Origin of the sequence: Aeromonas sp. DNP9 (assembly GCF_001728955.1) — a bacterium.
Classification (GTDB): Bacteria; Pseudomonadota; Gammaproteobacteria; order Enterobacterales; family Aeromonadaceae; genus Aeromonas; species Aeromonas veronii.
This window is the reverse complement of the sequence record NZ_LYSQ01000011.1, coordinates 110992-130899: the sequence shown is the minus strand read 5'-3', so window position 1 is coordinate 130899 and position 19908 is coordinate 110992. Positions and strand designations below refer to the sequence as shown.

Annotated in this window: 17 protein-coding genes and 1 riboswitch; of the genes, 13 read left to right on the top strand and 4 right to left on the bottom strand. The window is 59.4% G+C overall.

The features are described from left to right. Positions 1-106: 106 nt before the first annotated feature. The 3 genes from A9G06_RS09510 (at position 107) to A9G06_RS09500 (ending at position 4513) form a co-directional block, all read left to right on the top strand. Entirely contained in the window at positions 107-1435 is a 1329-nt protein-coding gene (locus A9G06_RS09510) for a hypothetical protein (RefSeq protein WP_253182323.1), read from the top strand. A gap of 58 nt (positions 1436-1493) precedes the next feature. Continuing rightward, positions 1494-3188: a hypothetical protein gene (locus tag A9G06_RS09505; protein ID WP_069555068.1), complete on the top strand. Its 1695-nt coding sequence runs from the start codon at positions 1494-1496 to the stop codon at positions 3186-3188. 113 nt (positions 3189-3301) lie between these two features. Further along, positions 3302-4513, top strand: coding sequence for a Bcr/CflA family multidrug efflux MFS transporter (locus A9G06_RS09500; RefSeq protein WP_069555067.1), 1212 nt, complete (start codon positions 3302-3304; stop codon positions 4511-4513). A 75-nt stretch (positions 4514-4588) separates the two neighbouring features. On the opposite strand, the gene nhaD is transcribed toward A9G06_RS09500, so the two are convergent. Next, positions 4589-6013, bottom strand: a complete 1425-nt coding sequence (gene nhaD / locus A9G06_RS09495; protein ID WP_069555066.1) for a sodium:proton antiporter NhaD — start codon at positions 6011-6013, stop codon at positions 4589-4591. Between the two features lie 107 nt (positions 6014-6120). Further along, complete coding sequence (locus tag A9G06_RS09490) at positions 6121-6588, bottom strand: DUF4357 domain-containing protein (protein WP_005333716.1); 468 nt, start codon at positions 6586-6588, stop codon at positions 6121-6123. Between the two features lie 197 nt (positions 6589-6785). Here A9G06_RS09490 and A9G06_RS09485 point away from each other — a divergent pair, with 197 nt between their 5' ends. The 5 genes from A9G06_RS09485 (at position 6786) to A9G06_RS09470 (ending at position 13279) form a co-directional block, all read left to right on the top strand. Then, entirely contained in the window at positions 6786-7466 is a 681-nt protein-coding gene (locus A9G06_RS09485; RefSeq protein ID WP_069555065.1) for an ABC transporter ATP-binding protein, read from the top strand. 30 nt (positions 7467-7496) lie between these two features. Then, positions 7497-9926 carry an FtsX-like permease family protein gene (locus tag A9G06_RS09480; RefSeq protein WP_069555064.1) on the top strand — a complete coding sequence of 810 codons (2430 nt, stop codon included), beginning with the start codon at positions 7497-7499 and terminating at the stop codon, positions 9924-9926. A gap of 185 nt (positions 9927-10111) precedes the next feature. Further along, on the top strand, positions 10112-11164 hold the full coding sequence (locus tag A9G06_RS09475; RefSeq protein WP_171903385.1) for a lipocalin-like domain-containing protein: 1053 nt from the start codon (positions 10112-10114) through the stop codon (positions 11162-11164). Positions 11165-11640: 476 nt separating this feature from the next. Further along, positions 11641-12648 (top strand): hypothetical protein, encoded by a 1008-nt coding sequence (locus tag A9G06_RS21920; RefSeq protein ID WP_139126205.1) that lies wholly within the window; start codon positions 11641-11643, stop codon positions 12646-12648. Between the two features lie 4 nt (positions 12649-12652). After that, on the top strand, positions 12653-13279 hold the full coding sequence (locus A9G06_RS09470; protein ID WP_069555063.1) for an NADAR family protein: 627 nt from the start codon (positions 12653-12655) through the stop codon (positions 13277-13279). A gap of 115 nt (positions 13280-13394) precedes the next feature. Here A9G06_RS09470 and A9G06_RS09465 read toward each other — a convergent pair whose 3' ends face one another. Next, positions 13395-14195 carry an alpha/beta fold hydrolase gene (locus tag A9G06_RS09465; protein WP_069555062.1) on the bottom strand — a complete coding sequence of 267 codons (801 nt, stop codon included), beginning with the start codon at positions 14193-14195 and terminating at the stop codon, positions 13395-13397. A gap of 118 nt (positions 14196-14313) precedes the next feature. On the opposite strand from A9G06_RS09465, the gene A9G06_RS09460 reads away from it, so the two are divergent. The 3 genes from A9G06_RS09460 to A9G06_RS09450 are packed head-to-tail and all read left to right on the top strand — an operon-like array spanning position 14314 to position 15575. Next, positions 14314-14697, top strand: a complete 384-nt coding sequence (locus A9G06_RS09460) for an MmcQ/YjbR family DNA-binding protein (RefSeq protein WP_069555061.1) — start codon at positions 14314-14316, stop codon at positions 14695-14697. Continuing rightward, positions 14694-15182, top strand: coding sequence for a GNAT family N-acetyltransferase (locus tag A9G06_RS09455; protein ID WP_069555060.1), 489 nt, complete (start codon positions 14694-14696; stop codon positions 15180-15182). Before A9G06_RS09460 ends, A9G06_RS09455 begins: the two co-directional genes overlap by 4 nt. 57 nt (positions 15183-15239) lie before the next feature. Continuing rightward, positions 15240-15575 carry a DUF3802 family protein gene (locus tag A9G06_RS09450; protein ID WP_005333735.1) on the top strand — a complete coding sequence of 112 codons (336 nt, stop codon included), beginning with the start codon at positions 15240-15242 and terminating at the stop codon, positions 15573-15575. A 261-nt stretch (positions 15576-15836) separates the two neighbouring features. Here the strand turns inward: A9G06_RS09450 and msrA are convergent, their stop codons facing one another. Further along, a complete protein-coding gene (gene msrA / locus A9G06_RS09445; protein WP_005333739.1) occupies positions 15837-16469 on the bottom strand; it encodes a peptide-methionine (S)-S-oxide reductase MsrA in 633 nt (210 codons plus the stop codon). A gap of 267 nt (positions 16470-16736) precedes the next feature. Between msrA and argA the strand changes: the two genes are divergently transcribed. Together argA and lysC are read left to right on the top strand one after the other, a co-directional pair. After that, positions 16737-18065 carry an amino-acid N-acetyltransferase gene (argA, locus tag A9G06_RS09440; RefSeq protein ID WP_005345063.1) on the top strand — a complete coding sequence of 443 codons (1329 nt, stop codon included), beginning with the start codon at positions 16737-16739 and terminating at the stop codon, positions 18063-18065. A gap of 107 nt (positions 18066-18172) precedes the next feature. After that, a riboswitch (Lysine riboswitch) is annotated at positions 18173-18396 on the top strand. Between the two features lie 90 nt (positions 18397-18486). Further along, on the top strand, positions 18487-19839 hold the full coding sequence (gene lysC, locus A9G06_RS09435) for a lysine-sensitive aspartokinase 3 (RefSeq protein ID WP_069555059.1): 1353 nt from the start codon (positions 18487-18489) through the stop codon (positions 19837-19839). Positions 19840-19908 lie beyond the last annotated feature (69 nt).

Below are 19908 nucleotides of genomic sequence, written 5' to 3'. Positions count from 1 at the left end.
CCCGAACGCCGGTTTGCCCCCTTCTCCCCTTGCGGGAGAAGGGCTGGGGATGAGGGGTAAGGCAACGTATCGGCGTTGGGCTTCCTCCTGCTCAATCACTATTTGGCTGCTTGCCCTGCTGCAACTGGCCTGGATCGGCTGGCTGCTGGCCTTCCCGGTGGCGCTCGATTCCGACGATGCCCTCAATTTCGCCCACGGGGTGACGCGCTTTAGCGTGCTGGAGTTCTCCCCCCACTTTCCCGGCTACCCCGCCTTTATCTGGCTTGCGCGGTTGATCAATCTGGCGGTGGACGAGCCAGCCCGCGCGGTGCAGTGGGCAAGTCTGCTCGGTAGCAGTTTGCTGGCGCCGCTCGCCGCCTTGTTGGCGGTGAAGCTGTGGCAACGGCCAAGCCTGCTGGCGCCGGTTTGGTTGCTGGTGCTGGCCCTGCCGCTCACCCCGACGCTCGCTCTTTCCGGCCTCTCGGACGGGCCGGCTCTGGCTGCCTGGCTCGGAACGCTGCTGGCCTTGCAGCAGCGCAGATTCGCACTGGCAGGCCTGTTGTTGGGCCTTATGCTGGCGCTGCGCCCCTCCTACTTCATGCTGACCCTGCAGCCCCTGTGGCTCGGGCTGGCGCAGCAGGGAACGCGTGTCAGGTTTATGCTCCCCATCGTGCTGGTAGGGCTTATCTGCCTGCTGTTTGTCTGGCAGGCCGATGGCTGGACCTATTTCAGCGAGGGGCGCCGCTTTACCGACGGCCACTTTACCCTGTGGGGCAACACAGCGGCGGCCCACGGCGATCGACTGCTGAGCTGGGCGCGCACTTTCAACGATCAGCTGACCCCGCTCTGGCCCCTGTTGATGGTGGCGCTGCTGATGCTGCCGCTTTGGCAACGGTCAAAAGATCACAAGGCAGCCCTATCTCCGCTCTGGACGCTCTACTGGCTCGCCCTGCTGCTCTGGACCCTGTTTGGCCAGAACCCTGACAATCCCCGCCATCTGGCCCCCGTCACCCTGCTCGGTATCGTGCTGCTGGCAGGCTGGCTGCCACGTCGTGGCGAGTGGGTGGTCGCGGTCGCCGGATTGCTGCTGCTCGGCGCGACCTTCACCCTGCCCCGTCCGCCCGCCATGGTGCAGGCGGCAAAACTGGCAGAAACAGCGTGCCCGGCCCTGGTGACCCAGTGGGGGGTAAGATTGCTGCGGGAAACCACGGCACTGCCAGTGACCGATGGCTGGTACAAGGGGGATGCAGCGCTGGCGCTCTCTCGGGGAGCCTGCCGCCTCAGTCGCCGCCCCATCACCGCAAGCGAAATGCCCACTGCGGTGCGCCAGCACTGGTTTGCCCCACGCTTTGCCGCCGAGCCCGGACTCTGGCTCGCCATTCCCTCGCGGCAGACAACCCATGGGAAAAATGACAAGAAACATAGAAAGAGTACAAAAATCCACCAAGGCAACTAAAAATGAGGGGAACAACTCGGGTACACTCACTGCGCATCCATAACAGACGAGTCTCCTTATGCGTGTAACCAGAGAGTGGCTGTGGGTTTTGTCGGTGCTGACCGGGGCCTGTGCCCTCCTGTTGCTGCCATTCTGGCTGCGTGGCGGTAGCCAAGGCCATGATCTGTTTCACCACCTGCTCTCCGGTCACTTCTTTGCCGTGCAACTGTGGCAAGGTGAACTCTATCCGCGCTGGTTGATGGAGATGAACGGCGCCTTTGGCAGCCCGGTCTTTTTCTTCTATCCCCCCTTGCCCTACTATGTGAGCGCACTTTTCGCCGGCCCCACCCCACTGGCCCACGAGGCGATGACGCCGCTGCTCTGGAGCAGCAGCGTGGCACTCTGGCTCTCCGGCCTGTTTGCCTATCTCTGGTTGCGCCCCTTTGCCAGCCACGGACGGGCGCTGGCGGCCAGTTTGCTCTATATGGCGCTGCCCTATCATCTGGCCATCGATATCTACGCCCGCTTTGCCCTGGCAGAGAGCTGGGCCTTCGTCTGGGCACCGCTGGCACTGCTGGCGCAGGATCGCCTCTGCCGCGGCGCCCCTTTTGCGCTACTGCTGCTCGCACTGGCCGTCTCCATGCTGACGCTTTCCCATCTACCAAGCACCCTGCTCATTCTGGGCTTGCTCACCCTGCGCAGCCTGCTGCTGGTCTGGCGCTACAAGGGGAGCACAACGCTTGTCAGTGTCCCTGTCACCGCCTCCCCGCTCATTGGCACCCTGCTGGGCCAGCTCTGGGGGTTGGCGATGGCCAGCCTGTTGCTGCTGCCCGCTCTGCTGGATCAGGCGGGGATCTCCATGGAGCAGATGCGCACCGGCATGTTCGAATTTCAGCGCAACTTTCTCGATCGTTTGCCCCAAAGCCGTGATGACTGGCGCTTTCGCGGCCATCTCGCCTGGCTGACGCTGCTCACCCTGGCTCTGCTGCTGGTAGCTTGGGCTGCCGCCCGCGAGCCGCGCCATCCCGAGTTGCTGCTCTGGGGGGTCATTGGCACCCTGAGCTTTCTGATGATGCTGCCACCAAGCGAGCCCCTGTGGCGCCTGCTCACTCCGTTGCAACTGGTGCAATTTCCCTGGCGCCTCAATCTGCTGCTGGTCATCGCTACCGTCGCCGTGGTGGCGCTGGGTACCCCCACCTATCGCCCGTGGCAGTGGGTCTGGTGGCTACTGCTTGCCCTCACCCTGCTCTCGCAGGGACTCTATGTACGCGAGGCGCCGCTCACCCAGGCTCCCGTAAAGAGTCAGCTCGACGGGGAGTTCGACAGCAAGCGCAGCGCCCGCGAATACCGGCCAAAGCAGGTGCCACGCGGCATGTTTGCCCCCACCCTGCTGGCCTGGAAAGAGGAATTCCAGCCCGCCATCACCAGCGACCATCAGGGGGTGAACTGGCAGATCCAGCGCTGGCAGCCTCGTCATATCGAATTGACGGTGGATGCCCCGGCCCCCGCCAAGCTGGTCCTGCACCAGTTTGATTACCCGGGCTGGCAGGCAAGGCTCGACCAGCGCCTGCCGCTGAGCGTCAGCAGCACCCGCAACGGGCTGGTGCAGGTCTGGGTGCCCGCCGGACAACACAGCCTCACCTTTACCCTCACCGCCCGCTGGCCGGAGCGGCTCGGTTACGCCATCTCGTTGCTGGCCTGGCTGCTCTGGCTGGGGGGAGTGATCCGCGCAGTGCGCCCGCATGACCGCAAGCGAGCTCCCCAAGGTGGCTGAGCCACCGGGCACCTCCCCCTTTTGAGGGGGCAGGAACGTCATGCCGAGCGGGGGCAAACCTGATAGACTCGCCCTTCTCCCTTTTTCAACCAAGGTTCACCAGCGGATACCCTATGCCCCAATCGCCAACAGCTCAGGCTGCCGCCCTCTCCCCCCGTTTCCTGTTTATCCTGCTCGGTGCTCTGGCGGGTCTGACCCCGCTGGCGGTGGATATGTATCTGCCCGCTATTCCGGCCATCGCCCGGGATCTGGCCACCAGCATCGACGGCGCCCAGCTCACCATCAGCGCCTTTTTGGGCGGCTTTGCCATCGGCCAGCTCTTCTACGGCCCGCTGGCCGACAGCTATGGCCGCAAGCCGGTGATCCTGGCGGGGCTGGTGATGTTTGCCATCGCCTCGGTGGGCTGCGCCATGGCGGACTCCCTGCCCGAACTATTGGCCTATCGGATGTTGCAAGCGGCGGGCGGCGCGGCGGGCTCTGTGGTGGTCAATGCCCTGCTGCGCGATCTGTTCGAGAAGGATGCGTTTTCCCGCGCCATGTCGTTCGTCATTCTGGTGATGACGCTGGCACCGCTGGTGGCGCCGGTGGTGGGCGGCTATATCAGTGCCCACGCCGACTGGCGGGTGATCTTCTGGCTGCTGGTGGGGATCAGCATGCTGATCTGTCTGGTGATGCAGTGGAAAATTCAGGAGACCCTGAAACCGGAGCACCGTCAGCCCCTTAATCTGGGCCAGATCCTCAAGAACTACTGGGGGGTGCTCTCCCATCGCGGCGCCATGGGTTATGTGCTGTGCGGCTCCCTCTCCAGCTCCGGCATGTTCGCTTTCTTAAGCGGCTCCCCTTACGTCTATATCGAGTATTTCAAGGTGCCGACCGAGCACTACGGCTGGCTGTTTGGCCTCAATATTCTGCTGATGATGGTGGTCACCTTCGTCAACAGCCGACTGGTCAAAGGAGTGGGCGCCGAGCGAATGCTGCAATACGGCCTGCTGGTGCTGCCCTGTGCGGGCGCCCTGCTGGTCTACAACGCCTGGAGCCAGACCGGCGGCCTGTGGGGCATCGTCATTCCGGTGGTACTGTTTGTCGGCCATATCAGTCTGGTGGGCGCCAACGCCATGACCGGCCTGATGGGCCACTTCCCGCAATCTGCGGGCACCGCCTCGGCACTGGCGGGCACCCTGCGATTTGGTATCGGCGCCCTGGTCGGCATTCTGGTCAACCTCAATCCGCCCCACTCGCCGCTGCCCATGGCCATCGCCATCGCCTGCTGCGGCCTGGGCTCCACCCTGAGTTACTGGCTGCTGACCGGCAAGCGAGGCGATTGATCCCCCTCCCCCTGTGAGGAAAACGAAAGAGGCTTCCGTCAACGGAAGCCTCTTTTCATAGTGGCGCCCAGACGTTCAGAACTGGGCACTGTTGAGCCAGAGGTGTGCCCCTATGCTCACCAGATAACCAAGCAAGATAGCAGGCAGCCACTTCAGGTGGCCAAAGAAGGTATACATGCCGTGGGCCTGTCCCATCAGGGCCACCCCGGCCGCAGAGCCGATGGAGAGCAGGCTGCCGCCCACCCCGGCGGTCAGGGTCACCAGCAACCACTGTCCCAGCGCCATGTCCGGGTTCATCGACAGCACGGCAAACATCACGGGAATGTTATCCACGATGGCCGACAAGCCCCCGATGAAGATATTGGCCATGGTGGGATCCCCACCGGCATACAACCAGTGTGACACCAGCTCCAGATACCCCATAAAGCCCAGCCCACCGACACACATCACCACCCCGTAGAAGAAGAGCAGGGTATCCCACTCCGCCTTGGCCACCTTGTTGAACACGTCAAATGGCACCACAGACCCCAGACTGCGCAACCGCACCTCATCGCCATTGCGTTCATAGAGCGCACGCTTGCGGGCAAGGGATCGTGGCAGCGACTTGCGCAAATAGAAGCCGAAAAACTGCAGATAACCGAGCCCCAGCATCATGCCCAGTACGGGTGGCAGATGGAGGAAACTGTGGCATAGCACCGCCGTGATGATGGTCAGCAAAAACAGCGCGACGATACGGCGGGCCCCCCGCTTGAGATCGACCACCTCGTTATCAGCCTCCGGCACATGGCGCGGCACCATCAGGCTCATCAGGATGGCCGGAACCAGAAAATTGAGCAGAGAGGGGATCAGCAGGGTGAAGAACTGGCCAAATTGCACCTTGCCCGCCTGCCACACCATCAGGGTGGTGATATCGCCAAAGGGACTGAACGCCCCTCCGGCGTTGGCGGCGATCACTATGTTGATGCAGGCAAGATTGACAAAACGTCGATCTCCGTTGGCCACCTTCAACACCACGGCGCACATCAAGAGCGCTGTGGTCAGGTTGTCTGCCACTGGCGAGATACAAAAAGCAAGCCCGCCGGTCAACCAGAACAGGGTGCGCAAGTGAAAGCCGGATCGCACCAGCCAGGCGCGCAGGGCATCGAACAGCCGCCGATCCTCCATGGCGTTGATATAGGTCATCGCCACCAGCAGGAACAGCATCAGCTCGGCATATTCCAGCAAGGTATGGCGGAAGGCCTGCTCGGCCGCCGGACTCATCCCCTGCTGTGCATAGGCGATACCGATCAGGATCCAGATCACCCCGGCGGCCACCAGCACGGGTTTGGACTTGCGCAGTTGCAGATACTCTTCGGCCATCACCAGGGCGTAGGCCAACACAAACAATCCGACACAAAAAAGTCCGATTGAAGAGGATGTCAACAGAACAGGGCCACTACTGGCATGGGCGTGAGGGATAAACAGGGACAGCAGCAAAATAACAGGGGTGAGCGCAGACATGGTCTCTTCCTTTTAGAACCGTCTGGCAATGATGCTAGCACCTGGATGAAAAGAAAAATTCATCCAGGTCAATTAACGCTTAATTGGTTTGCTGTCGAAACGCGGGATTACTTCTTGCCGAAACCCGACTGCTTGAGGGTATAGCCTGCGCTGTTTTGCCAGGCATCCAGACCGCTGCGGTTATTGCCCGCCACCAGACTGGCGGCCAGACTCGGGCTGTTGAACAGCTGATCGGCGGTAAAGACAAAGCCGCCCTGACTGCGGGGCACTATGACCCCCTTCTCCAGCAGTTCGTGACGCAGCTCGATCACCGCTTCACGCAAAGAGGCGGCATCCTCGCCATTGGCGGTGGAACCGGCCAGCACCATAAAACCCGGATTTTGCCGCTTGCCCACCGGATAACCGTGGGCCTCGGCCCCTTTGCCGTTGAAGTGGTAGAGCTCGCGCTCCCCCGGCCGGTTGTCGGAGAGTGCCTTTTGCAGGGTCATCAGCTCGTTGTAGATCTCGATGGGGACGACGGCAGCCTGCTTGTTGCCCTTGCTATCGATGATAAAACTGACTTGCTTGTGTAACATCCTTGCTCATCCTGTGACCCATGGAAGCCCCTATTCTAACCACCTCGGGCAAGCGTGATCCAGCGAGGATCCACTGCTCTTTTGCCGCCTTGATCACTAACTGGCACTCTTGATCAACCGTAAGGGGTGTTGATCAATGCTGGCCGTGCTAGCGTACCAAGCATGATGAAAGCCATTGACCATCAAACGGTTATCCCATGCTGACCCTGCGCAACCTCTGCAAGAGCTTCAATAACGGCAGTGAACGACTGCCGCTGTTCCACCATCTCTATCTCGCCCTCCCCGCTGGCGAGATCACCCTGCTGCTGGGCCAAAGCGGCTGTGGCAAGTCGACCCTGCTCAATCTCATCGCCGGGCTGATTGCACCGGACGAAGGGGAGATCTGGCTGGGGGAGACCCGGATCGACACCCGCTCACCCGACGAGCGGGCGCGCCTGCGGGGTCGCCATTTCGGTATCGTCTATCAGGATTTCAACCTGCTGCCGACCCTCAACGTGGCCGAGAATCTGGCCCTGCCGCTCGCCATCAACGGTATGCCACCGGATGAGACAAGGATTGACCAGTTGCTGCACCGGCTCGATATGAGCCACAAGCGCCATGCCTGGCCGGAGCAACTCTCCGGCGGCCAGCGACAGCGGGTGGCGCTGGCCCGCGCCCTCATCCATCAGCCCCAGTGGCTGCTCGCCGACGAGCCCACCGGCAGCCTCGATGAACACAATGCCGAGCAGGTGATGGCGCTGATGGTGGCAGCGGTGCGGGACACAGGTGCAGGCTTGCTGCTGGTAAGCCACAACCCGGCCTATGCCGAGCTGGCCGACAGGGTGCTGCGCCTCGAAGGGGGTCAACTTATCGAACTCAAGGGGCCCCGTCATGACTAAACGGCGACTGCGCCTGCCGGAGTCACGTTGATGCTGCCACTCAAGGCGCTGCTGCGCCTCTATCGCAGTCACCCCTGGGTGCTGTTGATGAGTCTGGCCGGGCTGGTATTGGGGGTGTCGCTGGTGGTGGCCATCGAGCTGCTCAATCACAGTGCCCGCACCAATTTTGTCGCAGCCCGCAGCCAGCTGGCAGGGGAAGCCAACTACCGGCTGGCCCCTGCTGGCGGGATGGATGAGCAGCTTTACGTGCAGCTGGTGACCAGCCAGCCCGCCTTGGATGCCATGCCCCAGCTCCATGGCTGGCTCAAGGATGAAGAGGGGCGCAGCTTTCAACTGCTGGGGATGGATCTCTTCAACCCCGGCCCCCTGCGCCAGCTGTTTGGCGCCCAACCCGCGAGCGAGCCCGACTTTTCCCTAAACCGTGCCGACAGCATCTGGCTGGCAACCCCCGAAGCGGAGCGCCTTGGCTGGCAAGCGGGCCAGAGCCGCCGCTTTGTATTGGGCGGCAGCGATGGCGCCAGCGCCCGCCATCTGACCCTGACGCTGGCGGGCACCTTTGAACCGGGCGCCGTGCCCATGGAGCGGCTGCTGATAACCGACATCGGCCTCGCCCAGCCGCTGCTGAGCAAAGCGGGTCGGCTCGATCGCATCGTCTTCAAATTAAGCGACGCCGAGGCTCGCACCCTGCAGGCCACCCTGCAAACCCGTTACCCCAACCAGCCCCTGTGGCTTGAGCCCATCAGTCCGGCGCTCGATGCCAGCCAGCTTGGCGATGCGCTGGCCCTCAACCTGACGGCGCTCTCATTGCTCGCCATGGCGGTGGGATTGTTTCTGGTGTTCAACGCCCAGCGCTTCGTGCAGAGCGTGCGCCGCCCCCAGCTGGCCCAGTTGATCATTCTGGGGATGGGGCCGAGCCGGGTACTGCGTTGGCTCATTCTGGAGCTGCTTATTCTCGCCACCCTCGGCACCCTGCTCGGGGTGCTGCTGGGCAGCCTGTTGGCGCTGGCGCTGATGGGGCAACTGACCCAGGCGCTGGCCGACCTCTATGGGCCCAACCCCATCGATCTGTTGCGCCTCTCCCCTGTGAGCCTGTTCAAGGCGCTGTTGATCGGGCTGCTCGGTACGCTGGCCGCCAACCTGCCCGGCTGGTGGCAACTGCTGCGCCAATCCCCCCTCGAACTGCGAGCTGGCAGCAGCCGTCCCCCCGCTCACCCGTGGCGACGGCGCGTGCTGGCCATCGCCATCCTGCTGCTGTGCGCCCTCTGCCTGTGGCAGCCACAAACAGGTCTGAGTGGCGCCCTCTTTATCGCCGGCGGCTGGCTGCTGGCCATGGCGCTCTGGCTGCCCGATGCCCTGCGCGGCCTGCTTGGCTGGTTGCGACGGCGCGCGGGCGGCCCCCTCACCGCCCGGCTCGGGGTGGCCGAGACCCTCTATCACCTCGATCGCACCGCCATCGCGGTGATGGCGTTGCAGCTGGCCATCGCGGCGGCCATCGGCATCGGGGTCATGGTGTCGAGTTTTCGCTCCAGCGTGGAGATCTGGCTCGGCCAGCGTCTGGCCGCCGATCTCTATGTCACCGCCCCCAAGGGGGTGGCGGACAACAAGGGCACCTTGAGCGATACAACCCTTAAGACCCTGCTCGCCAATCCGCTGGTGAGCGCCGCCTCGCGCCGCTCGGTGCACCCTGCCCGCTGGCAGGGGCAGCCCATCGAGTGGGCGCAGATGGACTTTATCCCTCAGCTTAAAGCGGCCTATCCGCTGCTGGCCGGACGCTGGCCCACCCGCCCCGACGAAGTGCTGGCGAGCGAACCGCTGACGGTGCGCCTCGGAGTCAAGGTGGGCCAGACATTGGCGATCAGCGGCGAGCAGGGGCCACGGCAGTTCACCGTCACCGGCGTCTATCAGGATTACGGCAGCGACAAGGGGCAACTCCTGCACGCCTTCGAGGCGGGGGCGGTGCAATCCCTCGCCCTCTTCAGCAACGACCCCGAGCAACTGGCCGATCGCCTGCGCGAGCGCTTTGGCGAGCAGCTCAATCTGCTCTCCGCCCCCGCCATCCACAGCGCGGCGCTCAAGGTGTTTGACCAGACCTTTGTGGTGACCGAGCTATTGAAACTGCTGATCCTCGGCATCGCCTTTGTCGGCATTGGCTCGGCCTTTATGGTGCTGGGGCTGGCGCGCCGTGGCGAGCTGCAGACCTTGCAGAGTCTGGGCTTGAGCCCCCGCCACTGCCGCCAGCTGCTGGTGTGGCAAGGAGCGGGATTGGGGCTGCTCACCGCCCTGCTGGCCCTGCCGGTGGGGTATGGCCTCGCCTGGGTGCTGATCGAGGTGGTTAACCCCCGCGCCTTTGGCTGGCGCCTCGCCTTCGAGGCCGCCCTCCTTCATGCGGTCACCGCCCTGTTGCTGGCACCGGTATGTGGGGCACTGGCCTCCTGGTATGCGGCAAGGAGAGTGGTATGAAATATCGGTTAGCGCACTGGCTCAGCCATGGTTGGAAGACCCCATTGACCACTTCCCTCTCTCCGCCCCTTCTTCAGCACAGAGAAGATCACAGTGCGGCATTGAACCATCCCCTCTCCCTTTGGGAGAGGGCCAGGGTGAGGGGAAGCTTGTCCTCCTTACGGCCCCTGTGGCTCGCCGCCCTCTTGATCCCGCTGATTGCCATGATCGGCTGCGCGCAGGCCAGCGATCTGGGCGCCCTGCTCGGCGGCGGCAACGACAGCTTTAAAAAGGTGCTGCCGGGGCAAACCATCCAATTGCCGGAGGATCACGCCGCCCACCCCGATTACCGCTCCGAGTGGTGGTATCTCACCGGCAATCTCAAGGATGAGCAGGGGCGCGAATATGGCATGCAGTGGACTCTGTTTCGCCAGGGTATCGAGCAAGCACTTCGCACCAGCAACCCCTGGCTCACCCCCCAGCTCTGGCTGGCCCAGTTTGCCATCACGGATCTCGACCGTGGCAGCCACCAGCAAGATGAACGGGCCAGTCGGCAGGGGCCGGGGCTGGCGGGAGCCAACGGCGGCCAATATTGGCTCAGGGAGTGGCGGCTTGCCTCGCAAGGGGCGGCGCTGTTCCCCGCCACCCTCAAGGTGCAGAGCAAGATTGGCGAGCTGAACCTCACCGCCATTGCCGCCAAACCGCTGGTGCTGCAAGGCAAGGCCGGTTATAGCGAGAAGAGCCCGGGCAACGCCTCCTTTTACTACTCCTACCCGCGCCTCACTCTTCGCGGAACCCTGACCCGCGATGGCGAGACCCGCACCGTAACCGGACAAGGCTGGTTTGATCACGAGTGGAGCAGCTCGGTATTGGCCGAGTGGCAATCGGGCTGGGACTGGTTTTCGCTGCAACTGGCCGATGGCCGCGAGCTGATGCTGTTTCGCCTGCGCACCAAGGCGGGACGCGCTAATCCCGAAAACCAGCCAGAAAACCGCTACGGCATCTTGATTGAGCGGGATGGCAGCAGCCGGGTGCTCGCCCCCGACTCGATTCGCCTTACGCCGGGCAACACCTGGCGCGGCCCCAAGGGGCAGAATTACCCCGTCGAGTGGCAGCTAAACGCCGCCGGAATGAGCCTCACCATCAAAGCACGTCAGCCCAATCAGGCCATGACAGGGCGCTTTGACTACTGGGAGGGCGCGGTCTCTGTCTCGGGAGACGCCAAGGGGGTCGGCTATCTGGAGATGACCGGCTACTAAACCCCCTCGACAAACGTGGCCGGTCTGATCGATGACCTAAAAACAAATCGCCCTGATAACAGGGCATCACAGTGATTTTGCCCAGCCCCCCCTGTCACTTGGCATCAGTCGTCAAGGATGCCTTATCTGTTTATTTATTAAACCCCCTCACCCACTCAACCCGCAGCCAACTTGGCTCAAGTCTGATCCTCGTCAAAAAACCTTTCAAAATCCGAGCGATAACTAACTTTTTGCTCACTTTGATTGGTCGCCGTTTGATATCTTTCTCATCCGGCCCTCACAGCCTCAAAGGCAACCGAGTTCAGCCCATGATTTACCAATTTTTAGTCTGGTTAAAAGCAGTGCTAGGGGAGCGGTAACTCCGTGCGGTAGCGATCGTAACCTCTAATATTAAGAATAAATTGGATGTATCAGTTGATGATACCTTCAGCACTGAGAGTTGATACAGAAAATAGGCTTTTTACTGGAGAGTAGTTGTGGATGATTTAATAAGAAGTATATCTAATATAATTATTGATTATGCTGACGGCGAGTTTGGTAAGTTAGATGAAGCTCATGTCACTAGATGGATAGAGCAGTTTGACGAAAATGATCAAGAAATAGTCTTAGCTGAGACAAACAGAATACTAAAGCGTACTTACATTACAAAAGATGAGTTCTCAAAGTTTATCTCTGGTCTAATTACTTCTACAAATTTCGCTACGAATGATCCATCTGATTTTTGGTCAAATATATCAATGAGCGATATCCAACTAAATGGAAACAGTCAAAAAGAGTTAGTCTCTTTAGTATGTAAAAGTGTGAAAGATAACTTTGGATTCTCTCCAAAAGTTAATTCTGATTCACTCCACTACATATACTTAGATGATTTTCTTTTTTCTGGCAACCGACTTATCTCTGATCTTAAAAGATGGATAATTAATGATGCCCCCCAAAAGTGCCATGTTAGCATTGTTCTTATGGGGTGGTATCAAAGTGGACAATGGTACGTAAACAAATTGCTGCCAACTATAGCTCAAGAGAATAAAAAGGAAATTACATTCAAATTCTGGTCAATTGAAAGCTTTCGTTTAGAAAACCGGTTGAGATACAAAGATGACTCGCATGTTTTTTGGCCAGAACAATCAGTTATGGAAATAAAGGAAGCATATGAATACATTAATAGACAAGAGAGAGAACCTGTTTTTAGAGTGAACCGTGGATTAAAGAATAAGGTTTTCTCAACAAATAGAAGATCACAATATGAACTTGCAATTACTAAAGCTGGACTAAAGATACTTGGTTATTGCCAGTCACCAAGTGTAGTTGTTAAACCTTTAGGATATAGTCGCTTTGATGGGTTCGGCTTCGGATCCACTGTCTTTAGCTTTAGAAACTGTCCGAATAACAATCCCTTAGCTTTTTGGTGGGGCGATCCTAAATATTCTTCTGCACATCCATTTGGTAAATGGTATCCTTTGTTGCAAAGAAAAACATACGGCTAGCATTATGAAACAGCATGAGACAAGGCAATATGATATAAGAAATGCCGCAGCATTTAAAAAAACCACAGAACAGTGGGGAGGGCTATCAAATATGGCAGCAGGATATCCTGTTGTTGTTAATGATGTTGTAATTAAAACCGTAGAGTCTCTTTATCAAGCCTGTCGATTTCCTCATTTGCCGGAAGTACAAGAAAAGATTATTTCTCAGGAAAGTCCTATGACAGCGAAGATGGTTGGAAAACCATTTAAAGATCAATCCAGAGATGATTGGTTGGCTGTTCGCATACTAATTATGAAGTGGTGTTTGAGAGTAAAACTAGCTCAAAATTGGGATAAATTTTCCTCACTATTAATTAGTACAAGTGATATGGATATTATTGAAATTTCTAACAGAGATGATTTTTGGGGGGCAAAACCTACAGAGCCAAACATTTGCGTTGGTATAAATGCTCTGGGTCGACTATTAATGGAACTAAGAGGGCAAGTTCTACATAATAGTAAAGAGCGGTTTATGGTTGTCCCACCTCTCGCTATAAAACACTTCAAGCTTTACAATCAAGATATTGTCGCAGTTGATAGTTTGCATGCAAAAAAAATCACTACACCACAAATTAATATGTTTGAGATTTAAAGAATAATCCAATATATACAGCGATTTTCGCCCCCCAAGATTGACAACATTTAATTATAAAAAACATCATGTTTCATAGAATCCTCGGGCAGGTCATATACTGCCTGAGTTATATTTAACATCCTATTTTCCCCCGCCCCCCCAGTGATTGAATAAACGCCAGCGTACGGCGATTAAACTGCTCCGGCTGCTCCACATTACAGACATGGCCGCACTGTTCGATCACCGCCAGCGAGGAGCTGGCATCGCGGGCCACCTGTTCGCGCACCGGTGCCAGAAACATATGATCCTCCTCCCCCATCACATAGAGGGTGGGAATGGGCAGGGAGCGTTCGCGAAAATAACGCATCAGCGGGTTAACCTCGGTGGCGAGGCGGAACCAGCGTTTGAACTCCTTCTGGCAGAGCTTGCGGGCCTCGCGAACAAAGAGGTTGCGCGACTCCTGATGGTGCTGGCGTGGCATGATGATAAAGGCAAACAGCCGGTAGAGCCACATATAGGGCAGGAAGTGCTGGCCGAGTCGGCCCAGTTGCACCAGCACCCGCGAGCGGATATCGAGCCGCAAGATAGCGCCCCCCAGTACCATGCTTTTCACCCGCTCCGGGCAGAGCTCGGCCAGATGGCGAATCAGGATGGTGCCAAGGGAGATGCCGACAAAGTGGGCGCGGCGGATATCGAGATGATCGAGCAGCCGAACGATATCTTCGGTCACTTCCCGAAAGCTGTAGTGTCCCTTGACCACCTGTTGCAGCTGGTGGGACTGGCCGTGGCCGCGCAAGTCCAGCAGCAGCACGTTGAAGTGTTCGCGATAGGCACGCAGTTGCTTGAACCAGATGGAGGAGCTGCCACCGGCGCCGTGGACAAACACCACCCAATCCCGCTCGGGACCCAGTTCGAAAGTCTTGTGATACAACATCCAATAGGCTCCCTTGGTGATGGGGGGTATACTCGGCTGCGCGCATATTAACAGAACAGGCCCGCCGATAGATATGCGCCTGACATGACCCGGATCACCCCTTGCGCGAGAACTTTCCATGGATTTGACCCGTTTGCGCCACTTTCTGCTCTCCCTGCCGGGCGCCACCGAAGATACCCCGTTTGGCCCGGAGATCCTGGTCTACCGCATCGCGGGCAAGATGTTCGCGCTGGTGGATTGGCAGGCCGAGCCGCTTACCATCAACCTCAAGTGCGAGCCCGAGCTGGCGTTGCTGCTGCGCGAGATCCACCCCGAGGTCAAACCGGGCTGGCATATGAACAAGCAACACTGGAACACAGTGACCCTGAACAGCACCTTGCCGGATGATCTGTGGCAAGGCTGGGTGCACCACTCCTATGAGCGGGTTGTCGCGGGTCTGCCCAAAGCCAAACGGCCACAGGCGCCGCGCCCCCTCTCCCCCACTGACGACCCAACCTTATGACGCCAGCACTTAATCCAGCACTTTGTATTGTTCCCCTTGGCGAGGCACATATCCCTGCCCTCGTGAGCCTTTTTGAGCAGGCGGTGCGACGCAGCGGCCCCGAGCACTACAGCGCCGAGCAGGTGGAGCAGTGGGCCCTCGGCTCACAACATCCGGGCTTTGTCAGCCAGCTGCGTGAACACCACGGCTGGGTGGCGGAGCAGGCAAATGTGCCCCTCGGGTTTGTCACTCTGAGCCCCGATGGCCACCTCAGTCTGCTCTATGTCAGCGCCGACCATCAGCGCCAGGGACTGGGCAATCTGCTGCTCACCACGGCACTCGCGGGGGCCAGAGGGCTCGGTCTGACCCTCATCACCACCGAGGCCAGCGCCTTCAGTTATGAGCTATTTTTACGACATGGCTTTACGTTGACCGGGCTGGAGTGCGTGGAGCGGGGCGGAGTCAGTTTTACTCGCCATCGCCTGCACTGCTGCTTGCCAAGCTAGGGCAAGCCACTAAAATACGCTTAATTTTCGTATTGTTACTGTATTGAGGCAGCAACCATGGTGGTAGAAAGTGAAGGCTATATCTCGCTGATCGAGTATCTGGTGGAGAGTTTGGGGTTGTTTGAATCCCAACAGCAGAACGATGGTGAAGAGACCATCGAAGATCTGGTCAGTGGCCGTGTTGCCAGCAACCTGATGGCCATTTGCGAGCAAAACCCCCAGCTCGATCCCAAGGTGCGTTTCGCCATCATGCAGGAGGCCGACGCCGTGGTCGCCGATCTGGAGGAGGTGCTCTCCGCCGTCTGGCTGCGCGCCCCGACCCCGGAACAGAAAACCTTCCTCATCGAGTTTATCGATCTCATCAAGAACCTGTTCGACAGCGCCATCGGCTGATCTGCCGGCCGGCTCTCCCGCCCAACGCAAGATTTCAAAACAGCAGATAAGGAAAAGGGCCGCCTTGGTGGGCAGCCCTGCTTGCTATCATTTTCAACCCGCCAGTGCGTTCATTCATCAGGCGGTTATCAAGGCAAGAAATGTGTCTGGACTTTGCATCCGATCCCTGGACGCTACCTAGTTAGTCCCGACTGGTCGCAATAAGTTCCCTCCTCCGACCATTTATTTTCACTTTTATTAAGAAATCGACCACAAACCTGTTCAGCGGTTCAGGCTAGGCGGCAAACAGACTCCAATGCCACCTAATCCGCAGTAACCATCCGGGTTTTTCTCCAGATATTGCTGATGGTAATCCTCGGCGTAGTAGAAGGGCGCCAGCGGCAAAATGCGGGTGGTAATGGCACGACTGTCACCGCTCGCCGCCATCGCCTGCTGATAGGCCGCCATGCTCTGCTGGGCAATGATCTGCTGACTCTCGTCGCCATAGAAGATCACCGAACGATACTGGGTGCCAATGTCCCCGCCCTGACGCATCCCCTGCGCCGGATCGTGCTGCTCCCAGAACAGTCTGAGCAGGTCGCCGTAGCTGATCACCGCCGGATCAAACACCACCTGCACCGTCTCGGCATGGCCGGTCAGGCCGCTGCACACCTCTTTGTAGGTGGGATTCTGGGTCACGCCGCCCTGATAACCGGCGGCGGTAGAGTAGACGCCCGGCTGCTGCCAGAACAGGCGCTCAACGCCCCAGAAACAGCCCATGCCAAACCAGGCGATCGCCATGTTCTCGGGCCAGGGACCTTGGGTCGGGTTGCCATTCACCGCATGCTGCTGACCAATCACCATCGCTTCGCGTCGTCCCGGCAGGGCATCTGCCGGTGAAATAATCTGTTCCATGAATTCTGTCCTTGTATAAAACCCTGTGAAATCACACAGCTGACGAAAAGGAGCATCGAAGATAGCAGTTTATCGCGCCGGATCAACCGGCGGGCCCCTCCCCGCTCGCTCCAACGGCTATCTGCACCGTCCGTCACTCTTTCCCGATCCGCACGGCCAACCCGCCCCTCGTAGACCAGAAACGGCCAAAATCAATATTTAGTCTTGATTTGTGAATTAATTTTCATATATTGAGCAAATCGCTGTTTTTTATGGAAGAAATATCAAGTGCGTGAACGCGAACCCAGTCTGGTCAATGCCTTCCGGCAATCCACCCCCTATGTCAATGTGCATCGGGGTGCCACCTTTGTGCTGATGATGGGGGGAGAAGCCATCTGCCACCCCAACTTCGCCAATATCGTCAGCGATATCGCCCTGCTGCAGACACTGGGCATACGCCTAGTGCTGGTGTTTGGTTCACGTCCGCAAAACGATGAAGCGCTGGCCCGCGCCGGTATCGAGGCCCAGTACCACAAGCGGATCCGGGTCACCGATGACGAGAGTTTCACCATCATCAAGCAGGTGTGTGGCGGCCTGCAATACGACATCACCGCCCAGCTCTCCATGGGGCTCGCGAACACCCCCATGCAGGGGGCGCGGATCAGTGTGGTGAGCGGCAACTTCGTCACTGCCCAGCCACTGGGGGTGGATGATGGCATCGACTTTTGCCACAGCGGCCGAGTGCGCCGCATCGACGTGGAGGGGATCACCCGCCAGCTCGACCAGAAGAGTCTGGTGCTCATCTCCCCCATCGGCTGCTCGGTCACCGGCGAGAGCTTTAACCTGAGCTCGGAAGAGGTGGCCCGCCGGGTAGCGGTCGACCTCAAGGCGGACAAGCTCATCTGCTTTAGCAGCACCCAGGGGGTGATGGACAGACGCGGCGAAGCCATCTCCGAGCTCTTCCCCGAGCAGGCCGAAGAGCTGCTGGTGGAGCTGGAACAAGCGGGCGAAGAGATGTCTGGCACCGCCCGCTATCTGCGCGCGGCCATTGCCTCCTGCCGCGGCGGCGTGCCCCGCTCCCATCTGGTGAGCTATCAGGATGACGGCGCCATGCTGCAGGAGCTGTTCAGCCGCGATGGCCTCGGCACCCAGATCGTGCGGGAAAGCGCCGAGCAGGCCCGCGCCGCCACCATCGAGGATATCGGCGGCATTCTGGATCTGATCCGCCCGCTGGAGGAGGAAGGCATTCTGGTGCGCCGCTCCCGCGAGCAGCTGGAGATGGAGATCGACAAGTTCACCATCATCGAGCGCGATGGCCTCATCATCGGCTGCGCGGCCCTCTACTGCTTTATGGAAGAGGCGATGGCGGAGATGGCCTGCGTCGCCATCCACCCCGACTATCGCAACTCCAACCGGGGAGATCAGCTGGTGGCCAAGGTGGCCGAGCGGGCCAAGCGGCTCGGCATTCGCCGCCTGTTCGTGCTCACCACCCGCTCCATCCACTGGTTCCGGGAGCGGGGCTTCGATCCGCTGGAAGTGGAAGATCTGCCGGTGGCGCGCCAGCGTCTCTACAACTGGCAGCGCCGTTCCAAGGTTTTGTCAAAGACCATTGCCTAAGTCATTGATCCTGCGTTGAGTTAGCTGACAATTTGAACTTTTTCACAAACTCGATTGACAGTGCAATCCAACGCAGGGTATTTCTAAATGCACTCCACCGCCCTGGTGGAGCCAGAAGAGGAGCGCTGCCCAGGCAGCCCAAGGGAGGACGCCAGCGTCCGGTGAACTTGGGTCAGGGGGAGCAGCGCCGAGACGAGTGAGGAGACTGGTGACCTCAACGTCGGCTGCGGGGGCTGAATCCCCCGGGTTGTCATCGGTAGTGATCATCCCACACCGCGCCCTGTCAGGGGCGGTACGGGATGGGCTCTGCAGGTGGAGTGCTTCTGGCCGGGATAGCTTCGTTCATTCCTGCCATTTTCAGCCTCCTCCTCTCTTTTTTGCCCGATGGATCCGGAATCTTAAAATAAGACAGGAGTAAGCAATGAGCCCGATCAATGTCGCCAAGTTTGGCGGAACCAGTGTCGCCAACTTCCCGGCCATGAATCACTGCGCCGACATCGTGCTGGCCAATCCCGCCACCCGGGTGGTGGTACTGAGTGCCAGCGCCGGTGTCACCAACCTGCTGGTCACCCTGGCACAAGGGGAGCTGGACGAAGCGGGCCGCGACGAGCAGCTGGCCAAACTGGCCGGGATCCAGCAGGCCATTCTGACCGATCTCGGCAACCCCGTTGATGTGAGCGCCCTTATTCATGGTCAGCTGGACGAAATTCGCCTCATGGCCCAGCAAGCCCACCAGCATACCGATGCGGAGCTGGCCGATCGCCTCATCGCCTGCGGCGAATTGATGTCTACCCGCCTCTTTACCGAACTGCTGCGCCAGCGCGGCGTCAAAGCCCACTGGCAGGATGTGCGCCAGCTGATGCGCACCGACAGCCGCTTTGGCAAGGCCACCGTCGATCTGGCCACCACCCGCACTCTCTGCCAGCAGACGCTGGGCCCGCAGCTTGGCGACAGCCTTATCATCACCCAGGGCTTTATCGGTGCCGATGGCGATGGCCGCACCACCACGCTGGGTCGCGGCGGCTCTGACTACAGCGCAGCCCTCTTGGCTGAAGCGCTCGATGCCGCCAGTATCGAGATCTGGACCGATGTGCCCGGCATCTACACCACGGATCCGCGCCTCGTCACCCGCGCCCGTCCCATTCCCGAAATCAGCTTTGTCGAAGCGGCCGAGATGGCCACTTTCGGCGCCAAGGTGCTGCACCCCGCCACCCTGCAACCGGCGGTGCGCCAGAATATTCCGGTGTTTGTCGGCTCCGCCAAGGATCCTGCCGCCGGTGGTACCTGGATCCGCGCCAGCACAGATTCAAGCCCGCTGTTTCGCGCCGTCGCCCTGCGCCGCCAGCAGGTGCTGGTGACCCTGCACAGCCTCAACATGTTCCACGCCTACGGTTTTCTGGCCGAAGTGTTCGGCATTCTGGCCCGTCACCGCATCTCGGTAGACCTCATCACTACCTCGGAAGTGAGCGTGTCATTGACGCTGGATCACACCGGCAGCCAGAGCAACGGCGAACCGATCCTGAGCGACAAGGTACTGGCCGAGCTGGGCCAGCTTTGCAAGGTGGAGGTGGAAACCGGTCTGGCACTGGTGGCGCTCATCGGCAACCGGATGAGCGAAGTGAACGGGGTGGGCAGTCAGGTCTTTGACGCCCTGCGCGAGCACAACATCCGGATGATCTGCTACGGCGCCAGCGCCCACAACCTCTGCTTCCTGGTCAAGGAGAGCGAGGCGGGCAATATCGTCAACCGCCTCCATCAGGAGCTGCTGGACTGACCCTCACCGCGAGGCAAACCAGACCATGCAACAGGGCGCCCGCAAGGCGCCCTGTTTATTTGTGTATCA

Bases quoted from the DNA above. Each gene is read 5' to 3' on its own strand.
- A9G06_RS09490 (WP_005333716.1), bottom strand. From the start codon at position 6,588: ATGTTACACAAGCAAGTCAGTTTTATCATCGATAGCAAGGGCAACAAG.
- A9G06_RS09480 (WP_069555064.1), top strand. From the start codon at position 7,497: ATGCTGCCACTCAAGGCGCTGCTGCGCCTCTATCGCAGTCACCCCTGG.
- lysC (WP_069555059.1), top strand. From the start codon at position 18,487: ATGAGCCCGATCAATGTCGCCAAGTTTGGCGGAACCAGTGTCGCCAAC.
- A9G06_RS09455 (WP_069555060.1), top strand. From the start codon at position 14,694: ATGACGCCAGCACTTAATCCAGCACTTTGTATTGTTCCCCTTGGCGAG.
- A9G06_RS09470 (WP_069555063.1), top strand. From the start codon at position 12,653: ATGAAACAGCATGAGACAAGGCAATATGATATAAGAAATGCCGCAGCA.
- A9G06_RS09505 (WP_069555068.1), top strand. From the start codon at position 1,494: ATGCGTGTAACCAGAGAGTGGCTGTGGGTTTTGTCGGTGCTGACCGGG.
- A9G06_RS09460 (WP_069555061.1), top strand. From the start codon at position 14,314: ATGGATTTGACCCGTTTGCGCCACTTTCTGCTCTCCCTGCCGGGCGCC.
- A9G06_RS09485 (WP_069555065.1), top strand. From the start codon at position 6,786: ATGCTGACCCTGCGCAACCTCTGCAAGAGCTTCAATAACGGCAGTGAA.
- A9G06_RS09500 (WP_069555067.1), top strand. From the start codon at position 3,302: ATGCCCCAATCGCCAACAGCTCAGGCTGCCGCCCTCTCCCCCCGTTTC.
- A9G06_RS09450 (WP_005333735.1), top strand. From the start codon at position 15,240: ATGGTGGTAGAAAGTGAAGGCTATATCTCGCTGATCGAGTATCTGGTG.
- nhaD (WP_069555066.1), bottom strand. From the start codon at position 6,013: ATGTCTGCGCTCACCCCTGTTATTTTGCTGCTGTCCCTGTTTATCCCT.
- A9G06_RS09465 (WP_069555062.1), bottom strand. From the start codon at position 14,195: ATGTTGTATCACAAGACTTTCGAACTGGGTCCCGAGCGGGATTGGGTG.
- msrA (WP_005333739.1), bottom strand. From the start codon at position 16,469: ATGGAACAGATTATTTCACCGGCAGATGCCCTGCCGGGACGACGCGAA.